This window comes from Halapricum salinum (genome assembly GCF_004799665.1).
GTDB lineage: Archaea > Halobacteriota > Halobacteria > Halobacteriales > Haloarculaceae > Halapricum > Halapricum salinum.
The window spans coordinates 2,113,246-2,132,723 of the sequence record NZ_CP031310.1 but is presented as its reverse complement, the minus strand read 5'-3'; the positions used below and the strand labels follow the sequence as shown (position 1 = coordinate 2,132,723).

The window sequence follows — 19,478 nt, the reverse complement described above, 5'->3', positions numbered from 1 at the left end:
ACGAGACGGTGTAACCAAACGCATTCCGTTCTGAAAAGTGGCTAGGCAGTGTCGTTGTAGAACACCTCGGGCCCGTGATCGTCCTGCCAGGCGAACGCGAACACCCGCCTCGAGGGGAGTCGTTCCAGCCGCCGCCCATCGGGCGCCCGTCCGGTTGCCAGATCCCAGGTCGTCCCGTCGCCGACGAGGTCACCCCCAGACCACTCGAAGTCGTGGCCCGGATCGGCGAACCCGTGGATACCGGCGTCGGGGCTAGCGACAACGAGGACATCTCGGTCGCCCACCGTCGTCTGGACGATTCCATCAGCGTCCAGCACTCGGGGCAGTGAGAATCCGAGCGCGCTGTCGTCTGTCTCCACCCCGAGGACGGCGGTCTTGGGTTCGATGTCGTCCTCGCGATCCCACTCACGAGACCCATCACCACTGCGGTGGGCGTCCAGGCCGAACCCGTCCATCTCAAAGTAGGTCTCGTAGGGCGTCTCGTCGTAGTCGATCGACTCGGGCGTGTCGTCCTCACTTGCGGCTTCGCTCTTCCCACCGGGCCGCTGGAGGACCACCCCCTCGGGATAGGCCGCCTCGAACCGCTGCCAGGACAGCATCGAGGCCGGCAGCACCGAGAGCGAATCGCCCGCGAACTCGCCGGCGATACACGCGCCGCTGGACTGTTTCCACTCCGAGCCAGTTTCGCGGTCGTACATCACGAGGTCGTCGTCGGCGAGTTTCCCGGAGACGCCGAATTCAAGGGTCCGGCCGGCGTGCTCGCGCTCGTAGACGACGGCGCTGCCACAGAGTGGGCACCACGTCACCGCGATCGGGTCGCCGTCGATCGCGTCGTTGACGATCTCGTGGTAGTGGAGATAGCGAACGGGATAGGCCCGGGAGGAGTCGGGTGACTCGACGACGACTATCTGATCGTCGGGGTCACCTGCGTACTGGTCGCCGAACGTCGGGTCGTCGACGCTCGGAATCGCGTCACGCGGCAGGACCTGGCGGACGTTCATGTGTGGGGAGAGGGGCCTCACCACCGTCAAGCCCCGGGCCGCTCCGGGAGAGTTCGTCGTCGATCGGCTTACCGCAACGTAACTTGACGTTCATTAGCGAGGCCACGGGTAGTTGTGGTATGGAAACCTTCGACTTCATGGTCATCGGCTCGGGGTCGGGCCTGGACGTCGTCAACGTCGCGGCCAACCAGGGCCAGTCGGTCGCTATCGTCGAGAAGGGGCCGCTCGGCGGGACCTGTCTCAACCGCGGCTGTATCCCCTCGAAACTCCTGCTGTATCACGCCGACGTCCTGGAGACCGTCGAGCGCGCCGACGAGTTCAAGATCGATGCCACAGTCGAGAACGTCGACTTCGCGGAGATCGTCCGGGAGGTCAACGAGGAGGTCAGCGGCGACGCCGAGTCGATCCGCCGGGGGCTCACGTCCTCCGCGAAGCACGACCTGTTCGACGGGGAAGCCCGGTTCGTCGACGAGAAGACCGTCGAGATCTCGGGCGGCGAAGACGACGGTGCTCGGCTCAGGGCCGAAACGGTGCTCATCGCCGCGGGGACGCGTCCGGCAGTGCCACCGATCGACGGCATCGAGGACGTCGATTACCTGACCAGCACCGAGGCCCTCCAGCTGGAGACGCCGCCCGAGCGCCTCGTGATCGTCGGCGGCGGCTACATCGCGGCCGAGCTGGCCCACTTCTTCGGGACCTTCGGGAGCGACGTGACCATCGTCGGCCGTCGCCCGAACCTGCTGCCCGAGGCTGACGACGAGGTCGCCGCGGCCTTTACCGACCGCTACGCGGAGCGGTTCACGCTCCACACCGGCCACGCAGCGACCGCCGTCTCCCAGTCGAACGGGGAATTCACTGTCGAGGCCCAGCCCTACGAGTACGGCGAGAATGCAGGTGTCGTCGAGGGCGAAGACGGGGTCACCGTTACGGGCGACGAGCTTCTCGTCGCTGCGGGTCGCGTGCCCAACACAGACGTCCTGAACGTCGAGGCCACCGGCGTCGAGACCGACGAGCGCGGGTTCGTCGAGACAGACGAGTACCTCCGGACTACCGCCGAGGGCGTCTGGGCGCTGGGCGACATCGTCGGGGAGTACCTGCTCAAACACAGCGCCAACCACGAGGCCCGGACGGCGGCGCGGAACATCTTCGGCGAGGGGCTCTCGGCGGTCGACTACAGCGCGATGCCCTTCGCCGTCTTCGCCTCCCCGGAGGTCGCCGGCGTCGGCGCGCTCGAAGAGGAGCTCCAGTCGTCGGGTCGCGACTACGCGGTCAACACCTACCAGTACGAGGATACGGCCCGCGGTGACGCGATGAAAGCAGACGGGTTCGTGAAGGTCCTCATCGATCCGAACGGCGAGATTCTTGGCTGTCACATCATCGGGCCGGAAGCCTCGACGCTGATTCAGGAGGTCGTCGTCGCCATGAAATCGGGCTCCGGAACAGTACAGGATATCCGGAACGCGGTCCACATCCACCCGGCGCTACCCGAAGTCGTCGACCGGGCGTTCGCCGGGAAGTTCAGCCGCGGCAGCAGCCACGACCACCAGCACCACAACTGACTCGGAAGGGACGATAACACGAGTGTTACTCGGTTACTCGCGTGTTCGCGTGACCTTTTGCTGGGCACAGTGCTACTATCGCTTGCAATGACAAAGGTAGCAGTCATCATTCTCGCCGGAACGGAATCGCACGCGGACACCGGACGACTCGTCAACGGACTGGAGACGGCCAAGGAGTTCGCCGAGACGGCGGGTGACGAGGTCGAACTGATTTTCGATGGTGCCGGGACGCAGTGGATTCCGGAACTCGAAGACGAGGACAGCGACTACCACGATCTCTACCAGGCTGTGCGTGACGATACGGCCGTCTGTGAGTTCTGTGCCGGTGCGTTCGGTGTCGAGGACGCTGTCTCCGATTCCGGCGTCGTCACGCTCGACGACCACGACGGTCATCCGAGTATCCGATCGCTCGTCGCCGACGACTACGAGGTTATTACCTTCTGAGAACGACGGTACCTCGGGGTGCCGCGGTCAGTTCCCGTTACCGAACGTGTCGATACGGTCGTGGACGTACGCCGCCCAGGCATCCAGCGTCTCGTGCATCAGCTCGCGCGTGTCCTCGATGTCGGTCGCCCTGTACTGATAGACGTGTCCCCCGCTGTCGAGCAGTCGGCGGGTCCGATCAGCCAGGTCCTTCTCCCGCAGCGTCGAGAGCGAGCGATTGACGTTACTTCGATCGCGATCGAGTTCGGTCGCCAGTTCCTCGACCGTACTCGCGGGTTGGTCCAGAAGAGTCTCGTAGGTCCGGACCTCGTGTGGCTGGAGGTCGAAGACACACGCGAGCACTTCCTCGAAAGACGGTTCGGACTCACGGAGGAGCTCCCGGAACCGATCGGGGGAGAGGTCGGCCTGTGACATTGCCTGTTGCTTCGGTAGCCAGTGAAATAAACACCCTCGTTACCTCGACCTCACCCGTCCTGCTCGGCGGCGCCCTCGACGTAGCCCTGCCGTTCGAGGCAGGCCCGCATCTCCGCCTCGGTCTCGTGTTTGTGGAGCCGCGTCGGGGTGTCGCAGTAGTAGGTCTCGCCGTCCCACCGGAGCGTCACCTCGTGTTCGGACCCCAGAAACTCGGTATTGACGACGACCCGCTGGCCGTCGTTGAGAGCGTCGAGCATCTCTTCGGGCGATACTTCCCCAGGCGTGACGACGAGCGGTTCGGCCATGAGACGTCTATTCCGTTCGTCGAGTAATGAGCGTTTGGCCCCTTTCCAGTATAAATCCGTTTGGGGAAATCGCCCGTCTGTTACCCACACACCCATTCGAGGTACCAGTTTAACAACTTGCCATCACTGTATAGACGATGCAACAAAACAGACGACGATTCCTCCACCTCAGTGGCGCAGCCGCGCTCGCCGCGATCGCTGGCTGTTCGTCCACCGGCGGAAACGGCAACGGCAATGGAAACGGGAACAGCAACGGTGACACCACCACGACCACCGACAGCGGGAACGGAAACGGCAACGGAAATGGCGACGGGACGGCGTCGTTCGACGGCTGGCTCGATGGCACGGACAACTTCGACGGGACGGTCGTCGACGCGACTGGCGAGAGCCAGGTCACCATCGACGTCGGCGCGTCGGCCAACGGCGGTTCGTTTGGCTTCGCACCGCCAGTCGTCACTGTCGACCCCGGGACGACGGTCGTCTGGGAGTGGACGGGCGACGGCGGCGTACACAACGTCGTCGGCGAGAACATGGACTTCCGGAGCGGCGACCCGACGGGCGACGCCGGCAACACCTTCGAACAGACTTTCGAGGACGACGCGACGGTCAAGTACTACTGCAACCCACATCGACAGTCCGGGATGAAAGGCGTCGTCGTCGTTGGCGAGGGCAGCGAGGCGGACGACACCGACGACGGCGACACCAGCGACTACGGCTGGGAGGACGCCACCTGGGATTCGTACTGGTACTCGCTGTACAACATGAGCACGAACATCGCGATGAGCGGCAACGGGGTTCCGTTCCCGCTCAACGAGCAGATGGAGGAGCTACAGTCCCAGCGCATGCCCGCGATGCTGGAGGCCGCCGACACCGACCGGCCGCCGATCAACCAGCCCAACCTGACGTTCGCGGCGTTCACCGAGGGCGACCCGAGTTTTACCCAGCAGCCGGTGCTCGAAGACGACACCGGGCGGCCCGACGGGACGACGCTCGCGTGGGACAAATCGAACTCCTCTGGCGTCGTCAGCCCCTCGTCGCTGGCCTGGACGCACCTCAAGGGCGTCACCTGGGCGAAGAACTTCGAGACGCACTTCGAGACCCTGCCGGCCGAGATCGCCGCGAAGTTCCGCGCGCAGTTGCTCACGACGCTCGCACAGGTCGGGATCAACGCCGCGATCCTCGTCGGCGGCTCCCGCGGCAACGGCGCGCTCACCCATGGCGACTCCTTCGAGTTCCTCTCGGAGTATCGGCCAGCCGAAGGGCAGATCGAAGACGAGACGCGCCGACCGCACCACCACGCCGCGATGGTCTGGTTCCTCTCGGACATCACCAGCCTCGCCCAGAACGGCTGGTTCGGCTACGTCAACCCCCGCCCGCTCATTCCGAAGGAGGCCGGCGCTGACGGCGTCTTCGATATGGACATCGGGATTCAGGAGATCGCCGACGGCGTCGCCGAGGCGACGATGAACTTCTTTACGCCCGCGGAGATCGTCGAGATGGAGTCGACCCGGTCGGTCGGGCTCATGCTGGCCGCGATCGGCTACTACGGCACCCAGGCCGGTAGCGAGGAAGCCACGGAGAGCGCCGCAGACTACGCCAACGCGCTGGCCGACGAACTCGCGACCCACGTCGAGGGCGACGGCCGCGTCGCCGACGGCGCGGCCAACCAGGCCGCGACCCAGGGGATCGTCGGCCAGGGCCTGCTGTGGGCCGGCCAACTCGACGGCGTCGACCGCGAACCACTCGCCAGCGACGTCCTCGGCTACATGATCGACGAGCTCTGGGACGAGCAAGCAGGAACGTTCGCGACCGGGACCGACGACGACGTCTACACGATCACGGCCCGGGACGCCGGCGACGTCACCGGCGGGATCAACGCCGCCGACGCCGTCCTCGACATGGACGTCAGGGACATCTACGCCCGGTACTTCAACCAGACGTTCAACCGCGGCCGCCTCCAGCGCGCCGAGCGACCACAATCACGCGACGAGAGCGCCGAGTACACGCTGCCGCTCCCGCCCGCGGCGGGCGGCGAGCACGGCCAGGCCGCCGTCTACAACGCCGAGATCGAGTACGACACGACGGCCGACGAGTGGTCGGTCACCGACGATTCGTTCGACACCGAAGGCGCACTCTATCTCGCCAACCAGGACATCTGGATCGGCCAGTGGGCCGGGGACTTCTACCAGGGCCGCGGCGTCCCCGGCGAGTCCGACACGCCGCCGAACTGATTCGGGCGTCCGGTTCGAGACTCTTCCCTTCGGTCAGAGTCTCGCTATCTCACTCATCGCTTCGCTCGCCATATTCCGCCCCTGGGCGTTCAGCGTCACCTCGGTTCGCGTCCGGACCTCGTGCAACCACTTTTTACTTCCTCGGGTGGCCTCACGTAGTTCGGCCACCACTCGTCGTAAAAACTTGGGGAAAAACGAGCCGGACGCTCCCTGCTCACGGCTACGCCGTTCGCTTTCGCGGTTCCTCACAGGTTCGGAACCGCGCACTGCTCGCGTCCGGTGAAACGCCGCCTTCGGCGGCGTATGCCAGACCTACTTCTCACTCATCGCTTCGCTCGCCATGTTCCGCCCCTGGGCGTTCAGCGTCACCTCGGTCCGTGTCCGCACCTCGTCTACAGCCCCGACTTCGAGCAAGTGCTGGTAGATCTCCTCGACCTCGTCGACGCTCAGCCCCACGAAGTCGGCCATCTCGAACGGCGAGACGCCCGAGTAGAGCGCCATCAGGACCTGACTCTCTGCCTCGGAGAGTTCGTAGTCGTCCTCGCGCGACTGGACGATGTGCTCGAACAGCGTCGCCAGCACGGTGGTGTGGCGAGCGTTGCCCGAGAGGTGGGTCTCCATGCTGCGACCCTCCTCGTCGGTGTGCTCGATGGCGACGACGTCGCGGTGCTCGCCCATGACCTCGCCGCTGCGCTCCTCGATCGTCCCGACGTCGTCGAGTTCACAGGCCATGCTGTCGCCGTCGGGAAACTGCAGCGTGAACAGGCCGTCTTCGATGGCGAAGCGGGCTTTCGACCACGAGGCCTCGTCCTGGACGACGCCGCCGACGATCGCCGGGTGTTTCGCGAGGATGACGCCGCCGCCGAGGTTCGCCCGGCAGTAGGTGTCGACGAAATCGTCGACGTCGGTCGCGGCCACCACGAGGACCGCATTGCCGAACCTGAGTGTCACCGCGCCGGTCGTGTCGACGTCCTCGGGGACGGGCGACTCTCCCCGGGGGATGGTCACCTTGGCGTGGGGGATGGTCTGTTTCGAACCGTTCTCGGCGACGAGGAGTCGTCTGTTCGTCAGGATGAGTCGACAGGAGGTCCACTCGGGGCTGGCGACGGACTCGCCGTTACGTACCACGTAACAGACATCGCCTGCCGAATCGAGGATCTTGCGTTCGTCGCCGCTCATGAGGGCGTCGTTGCTGGAACGTAGGTTCGCCAGCGGTTATAAATTCTCACCAGAAGGGGACGTGCTGTATCCACGATTCGGCGTCGCCATTCCGGATGTGCGGGCGCACCGAAACATGCGCGTATTCGCGATCAGTGGCGAGGTGCTACGGATCGATCCGTGAAAGCGCCAGCCCCAGGCCCGCGATACTGAGCAGAAACGCCGCCGTGGCGATGGGGTACTGTGCCTGCGAGAGCGTGGCCGACAGCGACCCGGCTCCGACCGATCCGGCGACGCCGGCCAGCAGCGGGGCGCTGCACCCGACGCAGGCGAACACTCCCAGCAGTCCCGCGCCCGACGCCTTCCAGCTCCGATCGATCGTGACGGCCACCAGCAACCCCAGCGTCAGATAGCCGACGGTCAGAAACGGGATGATCGACACCGACAGCAGGGGCCCCGTGTAGAACACCGCCGGCCCCCAGCCAGGGATCCCGAGGTGAACGCTCAGCCCCTGGTGACCGCTCGCTGGACCCACGAGTCCGGCAATCGACAGCAAGACCAGCGCGTAGCTCACCCCGGCGGCGGCACTACGGAGCGAGAGCGAGCCCAACTGCGGCGCGACGAGATACCGGAGCGCGATCGCACTCGCGACGAGCCACAGGAGCGGATAGAGGACCTGTTCTGCCGAGTGGACGACCGGATCGACCGCGAGGCCGTAGCCAATCACCATTCCGACGAGCGCAGCAGCGACGCCCTGTCCGCGCGAGAGCGGCGGTCGGAACCCCGTGGTGTGCACGTCACTCACTCCGTTTCGCTCGCTCCGGCAGTCGTCCGAGGACATCGGCCAGGAACGTGAACACCCCGAGTACCACGAGGACGGCGATCGCGTACGGCTCCAGCGGGACGTCCATCCCGAAGAGCATCCCCAGGACCGTTCTGATCTCGAAGGCGATGATCCCGACGACGACAGTCCCGACCAGAATGCCGCCCCGGGTCCCGGCGAACGGGGTCGTCTTCGTCATGGGAGCACCTCCAGCAGATCGTGGAATATCTCGATCACGGCTCCGGGATCGATCCAGCCGACGAGCGGCTCGATCACCACCGGGTACGGATTCCCGCCCGAGCCGAACAGCCCGCTCTCGGCGACGATCGAACCGAGCGGCAGGGCGTAGGCCAGGACGACCAGTACCAGTGCGATAACGGTCCACAGTCGGAGGTTGTCGAGCACCGCCGGGCTGTCTGTGGGACCGGAGAGTGCCGGCGGCAGCGTCTGGCCGAGCCCGTCACGGGTGGGTGTGCCCATCGATAGCGCCAGGTTCCCGAGGAACAGGACCGTCGAGACGAACAGTAGCGACCCGCCGATAGCCAGCTGGAGGTTCAACTCGGAGACGCTGCCGAAGGAGGTCGCGAAGTCGAACCCCTCGTACTGCGGTTCGGCCGTCCGCCGGGGGATCCCGAACAGTCCCGAGACGTGCATCGCGTTGGACATCAGCCCCATCCCACCGAACCAGATGACGACCTGGGCGAGTGCGATCGGACGGGAGTACAGCGGCCGGTTGGTGAGCTGGGGCCACAGCCAGTAGGTGCCGGCCATCATCGTCAGCGCGACGGCCGTCCCGACGGTCAGGTGGAAGTGACCCGGCACCCAGAGGGTGTTGTGGACGAGGTAGTTGATGTTCATCCCCGCGTTGATCATCCCGGAGAACCCGCCTGCGGCGAACATCAACCCCGCGAGCGCCATCCCCGTGAAGGCCGGGTCGCGCCACGGGAGCGCTTTCAGCCAGCCGAACAGTCCGGTGCCGCCGCGCTGGCGTGCGCCGTGTTCCATGCTGGCTACCACGGTGAAGGCCGTGAGCAGGCTGGGCAACAGCAGGAACATCGTGTTGGTCATCGCGATGAACTTGAACCCCTCGGCGATGCCGGGATCGAGGTACTGGTGGTGGATGCCGACCGGCGTCGACAACAGCACGAAGAGGACGAACACGACGCGAGCGAGCGGGTCGCTGAACAGCCGTCCACCGGCGATCTTCGGCAGGACGGTGTACCACAGCAGGTACGCCGGCAGCAGCCAGAAGTAGACGACCGGGTGTCCGAAGAACCAGAAGAGCGTCCGGGTCAACAGCGGGTTGACGGTGTCGATGAGCCCGAGCGACCACGGCAACAGGAAGAACAGCACCGAGATCGCGACGCCGATCGTCGCGATGTACCACATCACCATCGTCGTGAGAACCATGAACGTCTGCAGCGGGATGCGCTCGCCCGGGTTGTCCCCGCGCCAGGCGAGGTAGGACCGGAACCAGTCGACGCCGGCCAGCCAGGTCCCGATCAGGAACACGGCCAGTCCGGTGTAGAACAGCGGATGTGCCTGAAGCGGCGCGTAGAACGTGAAGAGCACGTCAGCGCTGATTCCGATCTCGTCGACGAACCCGAGCAGGATCGTCCCGCCGGTGAGCACCGACCCGAGCGACATCAACCCGAGCCAGGCCCGCGTGAACGTGATGTTCTCCGCGGGCCTGTCTAGACTGCGCGTGATGGCCCACTGGTACAGTCCCACGAGGAAGAAAATCGTGAAGACGATCACGAGCAACACGCCGTGAGCCGTCAGGACGGTGTAGTAATCCGCCGAGTCGATCAGTCGCAGGACGTTCGTCCGGTGGAGGGCCTGGATGATCCCGAACAGCGCGCCCAGCCCTAACGCGACGAACGACACCAGGAACGCCTGGCGGACGACGCTGGCTTCCTCGGGGTAGCGATCCACGAACGTCGGCGTTCCGGTCTGCGAACTCATCGGTCACCTCCGTCGTACTCGTCCTCGGGAACGACTCTGAGCAATCCCTCCATGTCGTGGTGACCGCTGCCGCAGTACTCGTGACAGATGATGCCGTACTCGTTCGGTTCGTTGACTTCGACAGTCAGTTCCGCTACTTCGCCGGGGATGACCATCGCGTTCGCGTTGGTCCCCACGACCTCGAACCCGTGGGTGACGTCCGCTGACGTGACGTAGAAGGTGACAGTACTGTTGGCTGGTACCACGATCGGGTCGGGCTGGAAGACGAACTGCCGGGCGATGACGTGAACGTCGTACTCGTTCGGGCCGACCTGCTCGACGCCCGGATCCCCGAACTCGGGATGGTCCGCCAGGGAGTTCGGATCGACCGTGTCGCCGCTGTCGTCGATCATCTCCACGCCGGCACCGACCGCGCCGTAGGTGACCGTCGCGATGAACCCGACTATCATGACGAGTGAAAGGCCCAGCCAGAGTTTCTCGTAGTCGTGAATGTGCATGCCTGATCACCCCACGACGACGAGATCGTTTCCGAGGAACTCGACGAAGTACATGAACGCCCACATGACCGCCAGGATCACGAAGTAAAGCAGTATCAGCGCCAGCGTCCCTTTCGGGTCGAACTCCTCGTGGGTGAGTTCTCGGACCTGTTCCGACTGGTCCGGCGGCGCGGACACACTCCGTTCGGGCTGTGTCACGGGTGCAGTTCGCTCCTCGATCGACGATGGCCCATCGCTCATAAATCACCCTGATATGTTGGGCAAAATAATAAGTATCCCTCTTCTCAGAGTGCTGGAACGACCACAACGCATTAATACACCAAACGATGGGTTTCTCGCATGAACGTGACCCCACGGGTCGTCGGCCTACTGGCTCTCCTCGCGATCGCCCCGGTCGGAGCGTACGTGGTGTTCGACGAACTGATCGCCGTCGTCGCGGTACTCAACGTCGTCCTCATCGCCGCGAGCCTCGCGATCGCGCTCTCGCCGCACGAACCCCCGACGGACACGGCCCCGAACGGAACGTAGCATGGCCACCGGGACAGTCGTACTGGCAGCGGACGGTGCACTCCTCACCGGGAACGTCGATCTCTTGCTGTTCGCCGTTATCGGGGTCCTGGGCGGCGCTCACTGCCTGGGGATGTGTGGACCACTGGTGACGACCTACGCCGACCGCATGACCGACGGCCGCGAGCGACGAGACGGTCGTCTCACCACTCGCGACGTTCGCCAGCACGCCCTGTTCAACCTCGGGCGGACGGCCGGGTACGCCGGGGTCGGTGCGGTGCTCGGACTGCTCGGCGGTGTCGCCGTCGATGCGGCAGCGATCGAACCCGTCTCCTCGGCGGTCCGCGGCGGCGTCGGGATCGTCGTCGGGTCGGCGATTGTCCTCGTCGGCGTCGGCTACCTCAGGTCGGGAACCGCGACCGGGACGCTGTCGGTCTTGCCCGGACTGAACGCGGCCGTCGGGCGCTTTACCGGGGTGCTCGCCGGGCGACTCGACCGGCTGGTCAACTCGCCGGGGATCGTCGGCCTCGGGGCCGTCCACGCCCTGCTTCCGTGCCCGATCCTGTACCCGGCGTACCTCTACGCGCTCGCGCTCGGCGACCCGGTGCGGGGCGCGCTCGCACTCGGCGTGCTCGGCCTCGGGACCATCCTGACGCTGCTCCCGTACGGACTGGCTCTCGGATCGCTCTCGGCTGGCCACAGAACGCGCCTGCACCGGGTGATGGGCGGCGTCTTCGTCGTCCTCGGCTACCTGCCGCTCGCTCACGGCCTGATGCTGTTCGGCGTCGACCTTCCGTACCCGGACGTACCGTACTATCAGCCGCTATGACGGGGTGTACGCTCTGCGGACTCGACCTGCCGGCCGAGCCGATCACCGGCGACGACGTCGACGGACAGTACTGCTGTCGCGGCTGTCTGGCAGTCGCTCGATCGCTGGACGAGGCGCCTGCGGACGTCGAGGACCCGGCCGACGAAGTGGATACCGCCGACGTCGACGACGCCGACGGCGAGGTCGCCTACCTGTCGGTCGACGGGATGCACTGCGGGACCTGCGAGCTGTTCCTCGAGGACACCGCCACTCGCCAGGCAGGGGTCGCGGCCGCGTCGGCCAGCTACGCGACGGACACGATGAAAGTCGTCTACGATCCCGACTCCGTCCAGGAATCGGCGCTTCCGGAGCTGGTCTCCCGGGCCGGGTACGAGGCCAGACGACGGTCCGATCCGGACCCGGACGACCCCGACTCCCCGGCCGTCCGGTTCCTGCTGGGCGGGGGCTTCTTCGGGATGATGACGATGCTGTGGTACGTCCTGTTCATCTACCCCCAGCACTTCGGGTTCGAACCCGTCGTGGAGTTCGGGACCTACGGTCGGCTGTACCTCCTCGGGCAGATCTGGCTGTTCAGTACGATCGTCCTGGGCTACACCGGGTTCCCGCTGTTGCGAGGAGCGTACGTCAGTCTCCGCGCCGGCCAGCCGAACATGGATCTGCTCGTCTCGCTTGCGGCCCTGGGTTCCTACGGATACAGCACCGCAGTCGTGCTCCTTGGCGGCATCGACGTCTACTTCGACGTGACCATCGCCATCGTCCTCGTCGTGACCGCCGGCAACTACTACGAGGAGCGTGTGAAGCGAAGCGCCGTCTCGCTGCTCTCGGAGCTGACGAGCGAGTCCGTCTCGGAGGCCCGCCGTCGCGACGGCGAGACCGTTCCGATCGAGAAAGTCGAGCCGGGTGCGGAACTGCTGGTCAAACCCGGCGAGCGCGTCCCGCTCGACGGCACGGTCGTCGAGGGCGTCGCCGCCGTCGACGAGGCGCTGGTCACCGGCGAGTCGCTCCCGGTGACACGGCGGCCCGGCGAGACTGTCCCCGGCGGCGCAGTCGTCACCGACAGTCCGCTGGTCGTCGAAGTCTCCGAGGCGGCCACGAGCACGCTCGATCGGATCGTCGGCCTGCTGTGGGACGTCCAGAGCGCACGCCCCGGCGCACAGCGGCTGGCCGACAAACTCGCGACGGTTTTCGTCCCGCTTGTGGCGACGCTGGCCGTACTGGCGGCGCTCGTCGTCGTCGCGACCGGCGGGACGGCGACCGGCGCGTTCCTGATCGGGCTCACTGTCGTCATCGTCTCCTGTCCGTGTGCGCTCGGACTGGCGACGCCGCTGGCCGTGGCCGTCGGCGTCGGGCGCGCGGCCGCCGACCGGGTCGTCGTCGCCTCCGAGACCCTCTTCGAGACGCTGCCGGAAACCGACGTGGTCGTCCTCGACAAGACCGGGACGCTCACGACCGGCCGGATGACGGTCGTCGACAGCCGCCTCGACGACGACGCGGCCCTCCACCGGGCGGCCGCACTGGAGCGATACTCGAACCACCCGGTGGCGGACGCGGTCGTCGCCCACGCCGGCGACGCGTCCCGGACCGACGGCGGCCGGAACGCGACGGTGACGGAGCGAGGCGAACCGGGAGACGACAGTCCCGGGGTCGCCGTCCCCGATGGAGTCTCCATCGAGCCCAGGGGGGTCGTCGGCCCCGTCGACGGCGTCCGGACGGTCGTCGGCCACCCGGACCTGCTGACCGACCGCGGACTGACGATCCCACAGCAGTACCGCGAGGCCGCGACAGCCGCCGCCGAGGCCGGACAGGTCCCGGTCGCGGTCGGCTGGGACGGGCGGTGCCGCGGGCTCCTGGTCGTCAGCGACCAGCCACGCGACGACTGGGAGGACGTCGTCACCGCGCTCGCCGCTGACGGCCGCGACGTGGTGGTCCTGACCGGCGACGACACCGCCGCGGCCGACCGGTTCAGGGCACACCCGGCGGTCGAGGAGGTCTTCGCCGGGGTCCCGCCGGACGGCAAAGTCGCCGCTGTCGAGCGCCTCCGAGATCGAGGCCGGGTCACGATGGTCGGTGACGGTGCCAACGACGCGCCCGCGCTGGCCGCTGCGGACGTGGGGATCGCGCTCGCCCGGGACGGTACCCTGGCCGCCGACGCCGCCGACGCGGTGGTGATCGGCGGGCGACTCGACGCCGTCCCGACGCTGTTTCGCGTCGCCGAGCGGACGCGCTCGCGGATCAGGCAGAACCTCGGGTGGGCGTTCGGGTACAACGCGGTCGCGATCCCCCTCGCCGCGACCGGGGCGCTGAACCCGCTGTTCGCCGCGCTCGCGATGGCCGCGAGCAGCACCATCGTCGTGCTCAACTCCAGTCGAACCCTGGTTCCAGACGAGTGAGAATCCCGACACCGTTTAAATCGACGTCCGACGATTTGTCTCCCATGGTACACTACCCACGACAGATGGACGACCACGGCGACACCTGGTATCGCCTCCTCGGGTACGCTGGCGTGGTCGGCGTCCTGCTCGCACTCGTCCTGACCGCGGGCGTCGTACTGCTGACGGCTCCGCTACCGACGGCCCCGTCCAGTCCAATCGTAGCGACGCTCGTGTTCACGGTCATGACGGTGGTCGTCGCACTGATCGCACGGCGACTCGGCACGCGGATTCGAGAGTGATCGCTGTCGGTCAGGTCTGGTTCGACGCGACCAGCGTAATCGCCGACGAGCGCGGTATCGACCACCTCTTGGCCTTGGACAGCGACTGACGCACGCACGGGTTTTCACTGGTCCCGGCGGACGTCGACGGTTCTGGTAGCTGATACTGTGGCATCTCGGTCGATCTCACACGATCAGCAGCGCACCACCGACGACCGCGAGCCCCCCGAACCCGACACAGACCGCCCAGAAGGCGACCCGCCTGACGAGTGCGACCAGTGCCCCCACGGTCAGAAAGCCGACGACCGCGCTGACGGCGAGCGCCAGCGCGGCCGGACCGGGCGCGATCGAAGGGACGCCGACCTCGACGAATACGAGCGCGCCGGCCGCCAGCGCCGCGGGGATCGAGAGGAGAAACGAGAGCCGCAGCGAGTCCTCGCCGGGATGGCCCCGGAGGAGGAGTGCGCTCACGGTCGTCCCCGACCGGGAGACGCCCGGGAGGATCGCTAGTCCCTGGAGTGCGCCCACGAGCACGGCATCGAGCAGATCGATCTCCGTACGCCGCTCGATCGCGCGGTCCTGTGCAGTCCACTGCAAGAGTCCGGTCCCAACTAGCAGCGCGCCGATCAGGGCGACGAAGGCCCCGCCGGAGAGCGAGGAGACGACCGTCTCCAGCGTGAGGTAGGCCACGCCGCCGGTCGCGAACGACGCGCCCATCGCGACGACGACGAAGGTCAGCGTCGCCTGCTCGGCCGCGAACCAATCACCAGGACGCCACGAGGGAACGTCGGCCAGCAGCTCGCCGACCTCCGCGCGGTAGTAGACCATCGCCGCGACGGCCGTCCCGAGGTGCAAGAAGAGGGCGAACTGCGTGTCTGCGACAGCTGACTCGCCGACGTCGAGCGCGGTCAGCGCCAGCGCGACGCTTCCCTCACTCGACACCGGGAGCCACTCCAGCGTGCCCTGAATGAGCCCCAGCAGCACCGCAACCAGCCACTCGTCCATACCGAAGGCGGTGTGCCCGGGACGAAAAGAGGGTTCGGTTCCTCGCTGCCGTGCCAATCCCGGGCACGACAGAGTCGTTATATCACCTGGCCGCGACTAGAGGGGCATGGCGAACGCGGCTTCCTACGTAAACGCGGCCTGGGAGTGGATTCTCTCGCTCCCGCGGTGGCAAGGGTTTCTCCTGTTGGTGCTGGGGACAGTGGTTCTCGCGAAACTCGTCCAGATCGGCGGTGACTTGTTGATCCGACGTGCTACGAAACGCATTCCGACCGAGGTCGACGACATCGTCTTCGAGACGATTCACCCGCCGCTGTACGTGACGGTGGTTCTGGTGGGCAGCTATCTCTCGGTGCTCGGCCTCGGGATGGCACCGGACACGACGGCACAGGTCGAAGCGCTGGTGCTGTCGATTCTGGTCGTCCTGTGGGCGCTGACGCTGACGAAGCTGGGGCGAAAGGTCTCGAACGAACTCACCGAGAACAGCCACGTCGACGCGCAGGTCGTCCCCATCTTCCAGAACATCTGGAGCGTGCTCGTCGTCGCCGTGTCGATCTATCTCTTGCTCGCGTTCTGGGAGATCGACCCGACGCCGTTTCTCGCCAGCGCGGGGATCATCGGGATCGTCATCGGCTTCGCCGCTCGCGACACCATCGCGAACTTCTTCGGCTCGATCGCGCTCTATTTCGACGGCACCTACAAAGTGGGAGATTACATCGTCCTCGAATCCGGTGAGCGAGGGCGGGTCGAGGACATCTCGATCCGTTCGACCGTCATTCGAACGCGCGACGACATGCTCGTGACCGTCCCCAACAGCGTGCTCAACGCCGCCCGGATCATCAACGAGTCGACGCCCGAACGCGAGCGACGCGTCCGGATCGCCGTCGGCGTCGCCTACGGCAGCGACCCCGACGCCGTCGAGGAGACGCTGCTCGGTGTCGCCGAGGCCGAGGCACTGGCGATCGAGCGGCCCAAACCCCGCGTGCGGTTGCGCTCCTTTGGCGACTCGGCGCTGCAGTACGAACTGCTGTGCTGGGTCAACGATCCCGTCTTGCGCGGGCGGGCGACCCACGAACTCAACACCGAGGTCTACAAGGCCCTGCGGGCGACCGACATCGAGATCCCGTTCCCCCAGCGCGTGGTCAGCTTCGGCGACGAGCAATCTCCCGAGGCCCCGCTCTCGCACGGCGAGGGTGTCCCGGAAGCAGTCGACGACTGACCTTTTCCCGCCCGCACTCTTTGGACGACTATGGCCCAGACACCGTTTCGAACCGAGCGCGGCCAGCGCGTGGCCGCCGTGTCGGCCGCCCAGATGCGCCGCGTCGACGACGTCGCCGTTTCGGAAACCGGCCCCCAACTCCTCCAGATGATGGAGAACGCGGGCCGCAACCTCGCTCGAAACGCGATGGCCGCCCGACCGGGGCTCCGAAGCGTGACCGTCCTCGCGGGCCCGGGCGGCAACGGTGGCGGCGGACTGTGCGCTGCACGTCACCTCACCAACCACGGGATCGACGTGACGGTCGTTCTGGACCGCGACCCGGACGACCTCTCGGGCGCGACGGCGACCCAGTGGGAGACGCTCGAGGCGATGGACGTCCAGCGAACCACGGACGCGACCGCGGCCGTGGTCGAGGCCGACGTCGTCATCGACGCACTGCTCGGATACGGTCTCGACGGTGCGCCCGACGACCGGATCGGCGAATTCGTCGACATCGCTGCCAAAGCCGCGTATCTCGTCTCACTTGACGTCCCGTCGGGCGTGGACGCCACGACGGGCGAGCGACCCGGCGTGGCCGTCGAGCCCGACCGCACGCTGACGCTCGCGCTGCCCAAAACTGGCCTCACCGACCTCGACGGGCCGCTCTACCTCGGCGACATCGGGATTCCGGCGGTGGTCTACGAACAGGTGGGAATCGATTACGAGTCGCCGTTCGAGGGCGAGTACGTCCTCCCACTGGTCGTCGAATGAGTCGCTGCTCACCGCCTCATTTTGTTTCGAACGATTCGACTACCGCTGCTGTCGGATAGACTGAGACGAGCGACTGTGCCTCAAAATCAGAGTCATCACTCCAGATGGCAGCGTCGCGGGCGAGTGCACAGGCGAGATACAGCACGTCGTCCGGATCCGTATCACAGAGTGCATCGTCAGCACGATCGATTTCCGGGACCAACTCCTCTGTCGGGACGATCTCGATGTACTGAAACAGCAAGTCGAGGAATTTCGATACCTTCTCCATGCTCATCCCGGATTTCTCGACGATCAGATCATCGTACTTTTCGAGTTCGTCTTCGATCACTTCCGGTGTAAGTAAGTCCGGTTCGAGCGTGACCAGTAGCTCACGTGTTTTCGCATCCGTAATTAGCGCTGACAGCAAGACATTCGCATCGACGACAAGTCTCATCGCTCGTCTACTCCGCCTCGGATTCGACTCGTTCGCGAGCGCGCTCGTTGATGGCAGCAGCGATCTCGGAGACGTCTGTCTCGGTGAATTCGCTGTCAGCAGTCAACTCGTCCACCAATTCGAGTTTCTCGATCTTGTCTTCGATTGCCTGCCGTGTCACCTCGCTCCAGTTGATCTCGGGATGTCGTTCCATCCTGTCTTTGAGATCGTCGTCGACGTTGACCGTAATCGTCGGCATATGTATACACAGGAGACACAGAATACTGTGTCTTTTGGTGCGCTCGGCTCATCGGTTACGGGCGAGTACGTCCTCCCACTGGTCGTGGAGTGAACGACCAGGGAGCGCCAGCGACGCCACGACTCGAAAGGGAATTACGTCGGCGACGGCCACAGACGGGTAATGACTGTTCTCGACATCGCACGCGACGCGCTGGCGACCGGGCCGCTCTGTAACGCCTGTCTCGGGCGGCTGGTCGCCGACCGGAGTTTCGGCCTCGGCAACGACGAACGTGGCCGGGCACTCCGGACGGCCGTCGCGCTCGAAGACGACGAGCCATACGAAGAACCAGAGGAGTCGTGCTGGGTCTGCGAAGGCGAGTGCGACCGGATCGACGTCTGGGCCGAGCGTGCCGTCCAAGCCGTCGCAGAGTACGACTTCGACACCTACCAGGTCGGCTCGCGCGTCCCGCCCATGCTCGAAGAGAACGACGTCCTCCTGCGCGAAGACGTCGGGCTGGACGAAGAAGCGGGCGAGTTGTTGAAGTCCGAACTCAACAGGGAAGTCGGCAAGCGCTTCGGCCGCGAGACGGAGACCGAAGTCGACTTCGAGCGGCCCGACGTTCAGTTGCTCCTGGATCTGGGCACGGACGAGGTCGAGCTGCAGGTCAACTCCGCCTTTGTCTACGGCCGCTACAAGAAATTAGAGCGGGATATCCCCCAGACGAAGTGGCCCTGCAACGAGTGCGGTGGCTCCGGGCTCAAACGCGGCGCTGAGTGCCCGGGCTGTGACGGACGGGGCTTTCGCTACCCCGAGAGCGTCGAGCAACTCACCGCCCCGCCCGTGGTCGAGGCCTACGCGGGCGAGTCCGCGACCTTCCACGGCGCGGGTCGCGAGGACGTCGACGCGCTGATGCTCGGCACAGGACGCCCGTTCGTCATCGAGGTCGACGATCCCCACACCCGAGCCGTCGACCCCGAGGCCCTGGAACGGGAGATCAACGCATTCGCCGAGGGGAAAGTCGAGGTCACGGACCTGGCGATTCCGACCTACGAGATGGTCGAGCGCGTCAAAGAACACGACGCTTCGAAGACCTACCGGATGGCCGTCGAGTTCGACGCGCCCGTCAGCGAGGACACGCTGCAGGACGCGCTGGACGAGCTTCGAGGAGCGACCATCACCCAGCGGACGCCCCAGCGCGTCGACCACCGCCGGGCGGACATCGACCGCACGCGAGAGGTCTACGACGTCGAGGGCGAACTGGAGGACGACACCCACGCCACGATCGAACTCCACGGCGAAGGTGGCCTCTACGTCAAAGAACTGGTCTCGGGCGACGAGGGACGGACGGAGCCGAGTCTCGCGGGCCTGCTCGAGACGGATGCGGTCGTGACCGCACTGGACGTGCTCGCGGTCGAAGGCGAGGACGAACCGTTCGCGACCGAGGACTTTCTGGCAGACCAGGAGTAGCGAA

22 protein-coding genes are annotated in these 19,478 nt (G+C 66.0%); 10 read left to right on the top strand and 12 right to left on the bottom strand.

Annotated elements, in window-relative coordinates:
* Positions 1 to 41 precede the first annotated feature (41 nt).
* Positions 42 to 1,001 (bottom strand): DUF3179 domain-containing protein, encoded by a 960-nt coding sequence (locus DV733_RS10655; RefSeq protein WP_049994712.1) that lies wholly within the window; start codon positions 999 to 1,001, stop codon positions 42 to 44.
* 119 nt (positions 1,002 to 1,120) lie between these two features.
* Here DV733_RS10655 and DV733_RS10650 point away from each other — a divergent pair, with 119 nt between their 5' ends.
* Positions 1,121 to 2,560, top strand: a complete 1,440-nt coding sequence (locus DV733_RS10650; protein ID WP_049994713.1) for a dihydrolipoyl dehydrogenase — start codon at positions 1,121 to 1,123, stop codon at positions 2,558 to 2,560.
* Between the two features lie 87 nt (positions 2,561 to 2,647).
* Complete coding sequence (locus DV733_RS10645) at positions 2,648 to 3,004, top strand: DsrE family protein (RefSeq protein WP_049994714.1); 357 nt, start codon at positions 2,648 to 2,650, stop codon at positions 3,002 to 3,004.
* 27 nt (positions 3,005 to 3,031) lie between these two features.
* On the opposite strand, the gene DV733_RS10640 is transcribed toward DV733_RS10645, so the two are convergent.
* Positions 3,032 to 3,418: a helix-turn-helix domain-containing protein gene (locus DV733_RS10640; RefSeq protein ID WP_049994715.1), complete on the bottom strand. Its 387-nt coding sequence runs from the start codon at positions 3,416 to 3,418 to the stop codon at positions 3,032 to 3,034.
* Positions 3,419 to 3,468: 50 nt separating this feature from the next.
* The gene (locus tag DV733_RS10635; RefSeq protein ID WP_049994716.1) at positions 3,469 to 3,723 is read right to left on the bottom strand and encodes a hypothetical protein; all 255 of its coding nucleotides are present in this window, start codon (positions 3,721 to 3,723) and stop codon (positions 3,469 to 3,471) included.
* Between the two features lie 137 nt (positions 3,724 to 3,860).
* Between DV733_RS10635 and DV733_RS10630 the strand changes: the two genes are divergently transcribed.
* Positions 3,861 to 5,954, top strand: a complete 2,094-nt coding sequence (locus DV733_RS10630) for a halocyanin domain-containing protein (protein ID WP_049994717.1) — start codon at positions 3,861 to 3,863, stop codon at positions 5,952 to 5,954.
* Between the two features lie 312 nt (positions 5,955 to 6,266).
* Here the strand turns inward: DV733_RS10630 and DV733_RS10625 are convergent, their stop codons facing one another.
* From DV733_RS10625 to DV733_RS10600, 6 genes are all read right to left on the bottom strand, one after another.
* Positions 6,267 to 7,133 carry a CheF family chemotaxis protein gene (locus DV733_RS10625; RefSeq protein ID WP_049994718.1) on the bottom strand — a complete coding sequence of 289 codons (867 nt, stop codon included), beginning with the start codon at positions 7,131 to 7,133 and terminating at the stop codon, positions 6,267 to 6,269.
* 145 nt (positions 7,134 to 7,278) lie between these two features.
* Complete coding sequence (locus DV733_RS10620; protein WP_049994719.1) at positions 7,279 to 7,917, bottom strand: DUF7546 family protein; 639 nt, start codon at positions 7,915 to 7,917, stop codon at positions 7,279 to 7,281.
* The gene (locus DV733_RS10615) at positions 7,910 to 8,134 is read right to left on the bottom strand and encodes a hypothetical protein (RefSeq protein ID WP_049994720.1); all 225 of its coding nucleotides are present in this window, start codon (positions 8,132 to 8,134) and stop codon (positions 7,910 to 7,912) included. The genes DV733_RS10620 and DV733_RS10615 overlap by 8 nt, the downstream gene beginning before the upstream one ends.
* Positions 8,131 to 9,900: a b(o/a)3-type cytochrome-c oxidase subunit 1 gene (locus DV733_RS10610; RefSeq protein WP_049994721.1), complete on the bottom strand. Its 1,770-nt coding sequence runs from the start codon at positions 9,898 to 9,900 to the stop codon at positions 8,131 to 8,133. Before DV733_RS10610 ends, DV733_RS10615 begins: the two co-directional genes overlap by 4 nt.
* On the bottom strand, positions 9,897 to 10,397 hold the full coding sequence (locus DV733_RS10605) for a cytochrome c oxidase subunit II (protein WP_049994722.1): 501 nt from the start codon (positions 10,395 to 10,397) through the stop codon (positions 9,897 to 9,899). Before DV733_RS10605 ends, DV733_RS10610 begins: the two co-directional genes overlap by 4 nt.
* Before the next feature lie 6 nt (positions 10,398 to 10,403).
* Positions 10,404 to 10,574: a cytochrome oxidase gene (locus DV733_RS10600; protein ID WP_136342397.1), complete on the bottom strand. Its 171-nt coding sequence runs from the start codon at positions 10,572 to 10,574 to the stop codon at positions 10,404 to 10,406.
* A gap of 162 nt (positions 10,575 to 10,736) precedes the next feature.
* On the opposite strand from DV733_RS10600, the gene DV733_RS10595 reads away from it, so the two are divergent.
* Genes DV733_RS10595 through DV733_RS10580 form a run of 4 tightly spaced genes read left to right on the top strand, consistent with a single transcriptional unit; the run spans position 10,737 to position 14,404 of the window.
* The gene (locus tag DV733_RS10595; protein ID WP_049994723.1) at positions 10,737 to 10,925 is read left to right on the top strand and encodes a hypothetical protein; all 189 of its coding nucleotides are present in this window, start codon (positions 10,737 to 10,739) and stop codon (positions 10,923 to 10,925) included.
* A 1-nt stretch (position 10,926) separates the two neighbouring features.
* Positions 10,927 to 11,733, top strand: a complete 807-nt coding sequence (locus tag DV733_RS10590; RefSeq protein WP_049994724.1) for a sulfite exporter TauE/SafE family protein — start codon at positions 10,927 to 10,929, stop codon at positions 11,731 to 11,733.
* Positions 11,730 to 14,123, top strand: coding sequence for a heavy metal translocating P-type ATPase (locus DV733_RS10585; protein WP_049994725.1), 2,394 nt, complete (start codon positions 11,730 to 11,732; stop codon positions 14,121 to 14,123). Before DV733_RS10590 ends, DV733_RS10585 begins: the two co-directional genes overlap by 4 nt.
* Before the next feature lie 44 nt (positions 14,124 to 14,167).
* Complete coding sequence (locus DV733_RS10580) at positions 14,168 to 14,404, top strand: hypothetical protein (protein WP_049994726.1); 237 nt, start codon at positions 14,168 to 14,170, stop codon at positions 14,402 to 14,404.
* 165 nt (positions 14,405 to 14,569) lie between these two features.
* Here DV733_RS10580 and DV733_RS10575 read toward each other — a convergent pair whose 3' ends face one another.
* Complete coding sequence (locus DV733_RS10575) at positions 14,570 to 15,388, bottom strand: undecaprenyl-diphosphate phosphatase (protein WP_049994727.1); 819 nt, start codon at positions 15,386 to 15,388, stop codon at positions 14,570 to 14,572.
* Between the two features lie 106 nt (positions 15,389 to 15,494).
* On the opposite strand from DV733_RS10575, the gene DV733_RS10570 reads away from it, so the two are divergent.
* Both DV733_RS10570 and DV733_RS10565 read left to right on the top strand, forming a co-directional pair.
* Positions 15,495 to 16,604 (top strand): mechanosensitive ion channel family protein, encoded by a 1,110-nt coding sequence (locus DV733_RS10570; RefSeq protein ID WP_049994728.1) that lies wholly within the window; start codon positions 15,495 to 15,497, stop codon positions 16,602 to 16,604.
* 30 nt (positions 16,605 to 16,634) lie between these two features.
* Positions 16,635 to 17,354: an NAD(P)H-hydrate epimerase gene (locus tag DV733_RS10565; protein WP_049994729.1), complete on the top strand. Its 720-nt coding sequence runs from the start codon at positions 16,635 to 16,637 to the stop codon at positions 17,352 to 17,354.
* A gap of 16 nt (positions 17,355 to 17,370) precedes the next feature.
* On the opposite strand, the gene DV733_RS10560 is transcribed toward DV733_RS10565, so the two are convergent.
* Positions 17,371 to 17,787, bottom strand: coding sequence for a PIN domain-containing protein (locus tag DV733_RS10560; RefSeq protein WP_049994730.1), 417 nt, complete (start codon positions 17,785 to 17,787; stop codon positions 17,371 to 17,373).
* Between the two features lie 7 nt (positions 17,788 to 17,794).
* A complete protein-coding gene (locus DV733_RS10555; protein WP_049994731.1) occupies positions 17,795 to 18,025 on the bottom strand; it encodes a hypothetical protein in 231 nt (76 codons plus the stop codon).
* A 162-nt stretch (positions 18,026 to 18,187) separates the two neighbouring features.
* Here DV733_RS10555 and DV733_RS10550 point away from each other — a divergent pair, with 162 nt between their 5' ends.
* Complete coding sequence (locus DV733_RS10550; protein ID WP_049994732.1) at positions 18,188 to 19,474, top strand: tRNA pseudouridine(54/55) synthase Pus10; 1,287 nt, start codon at positions 18,188 to 18,190, stop codon at positions 19,472 to 19,474.
* Positions 19,475 to 19,478 lie beyond the last annotated feature (4 nt).

Bases quoted from the DNA above. Each gene is read 5' to 3' on its own strand.
- DV733_RS10635 (WP_049994716.1), bottom strand. From the start codon at position 3,723: ATGGCCGAACCGCTCGTCGTCACGCCTGGGGAAGTATCGCCCGAAGAG.
- DV733_RS10655 (WP_049994712.1), bottom strand. From the start codon at position 1,001: ATGAACGTCCGCCAGGTCCTGCCGCGTGACGCGATTCCGAGCGTCGAC.
- DV733_RS10580 (WP_049994726.1), top strand. From the start codon at position 14,168: ATGGTACACTACCCACGACAGATGGACGACCACGGCGACACCTGGTAT.
- DV733_RS10640 (WP_049994715.1), bottom strand. From the start codon at position 3,418: ATGTCACAGGCCGACCTCTCCCCCGATCGGTTCCGGGAGCTCCTCCGT.
- DV733_RS10585 (WP_049994725.1), top strand. From the start codon at position 11,730: ATGACGGGGTGTACGCTCTGCGGACTCGACCTGCCGGCCGAGCCGATC.
- DV733_RS10630 (WP_049994717.1), top strand. From the start codon at position 3,861: ATGCAACAAAACAGACGACGATTCCTCCACCTCAGTGGCGCAGCCGCG.
- DV733_RS10645 (WP_049994714.1), top strand. From the start codon at position 2,648: ATGACAAAGGTAGCAGTCATCATTCTCGCCGGAACGGAATCGCACGCG.
- DV733_RS10605 (WP_049994722.1), bottom strand. From the start codon at position 10,397: ATGCACATTCACGACTACGAGAAACTCTGGCTGGGCCTTTCACTCGTC.
- DV733_RS10565 (WP_049994729.1), top strand. From the start codon at position 16,635: ATGGCCCAGACACCGTTTCGAACCGAGCGCGGCCAGCGCGTGGCCGCC.
- DV733_RS10615 (WP_049994720.1), bottom strand. From the start codon at position 8,134: ATGACGAAGACGACCCCGTTCGCCGGGACCCGGGGCGGCATTCTGGTC.
- DV733_RS10595 (WP_049994723.1), top strand. From the start codon at position 10,737: ATGAACGTGACCCCACGGGTCGTCGGCCTACTGGCTCTCCTCGCGATC.
- DV733_RS10550 (WP_049994732.1), top strand. From the start codon at position 18,188: ATGACTGTTCTCGACATCGCACGCGACGCGCTGGCGACCGGGCCGCTC.
- DV733_RS10555 (WP_049994731.1), bottom strand. From the start codon at position 18,025: ATGCCGACGATTACGGTCAACGTCGACGACGATCTCAAAGACAGGATG.
- DV733_RS10590 (WP_049994724.1), top strand. From the start codon at position 10,927: ATGGCCACCGGGACAGTCGTACTGGCAGCGGACGGTGCACTCCTCACC.
- DV733_RS10560 (WP_049994730.1), bottom strand. From the start codon at position 17,787: ATGAGACTTGTCGTCGATGCGAATGTCTTGCTGTCAGCGCTAATTACG.
- DV733_RS10625 (WP_049994718.1), bottom strand. From the start codon at position 7,133: ATGAGCGGCGACGAACGCAAGATCCTCGATTCGGCAGGCGATGTCTGT.
- DV733_RS10610 (WP_049994721.1), bottom strand. From the start codon at position 9,900: ATGAGTTCGCAGACCGGAACGCCGACGTTCGTGGATCGCTACCCCGAG.
- DV733_RS10575 (WP_049994727.1), bottom strand. From the start codon at position 15,388: ATGGACGAGTGGCTGGTTGCGGTGCTGCTGGGGCTCATTCAGGGCACG.
- DV733_RS10650 (WP_049994713.1), top strand. From the start codon at position 1,121: ATGGAAACCTTCGACTTCATGGTCATCGGCTCGGGGTCGGGCCTGGAC.
- DV733_RS10570 (WP_049994728.1), top strand. From the start codon at position 15,495: ATGGCGAACGCGGCTTCCTACGTAAACGCGGCCTGGGAGTGGATTCTC.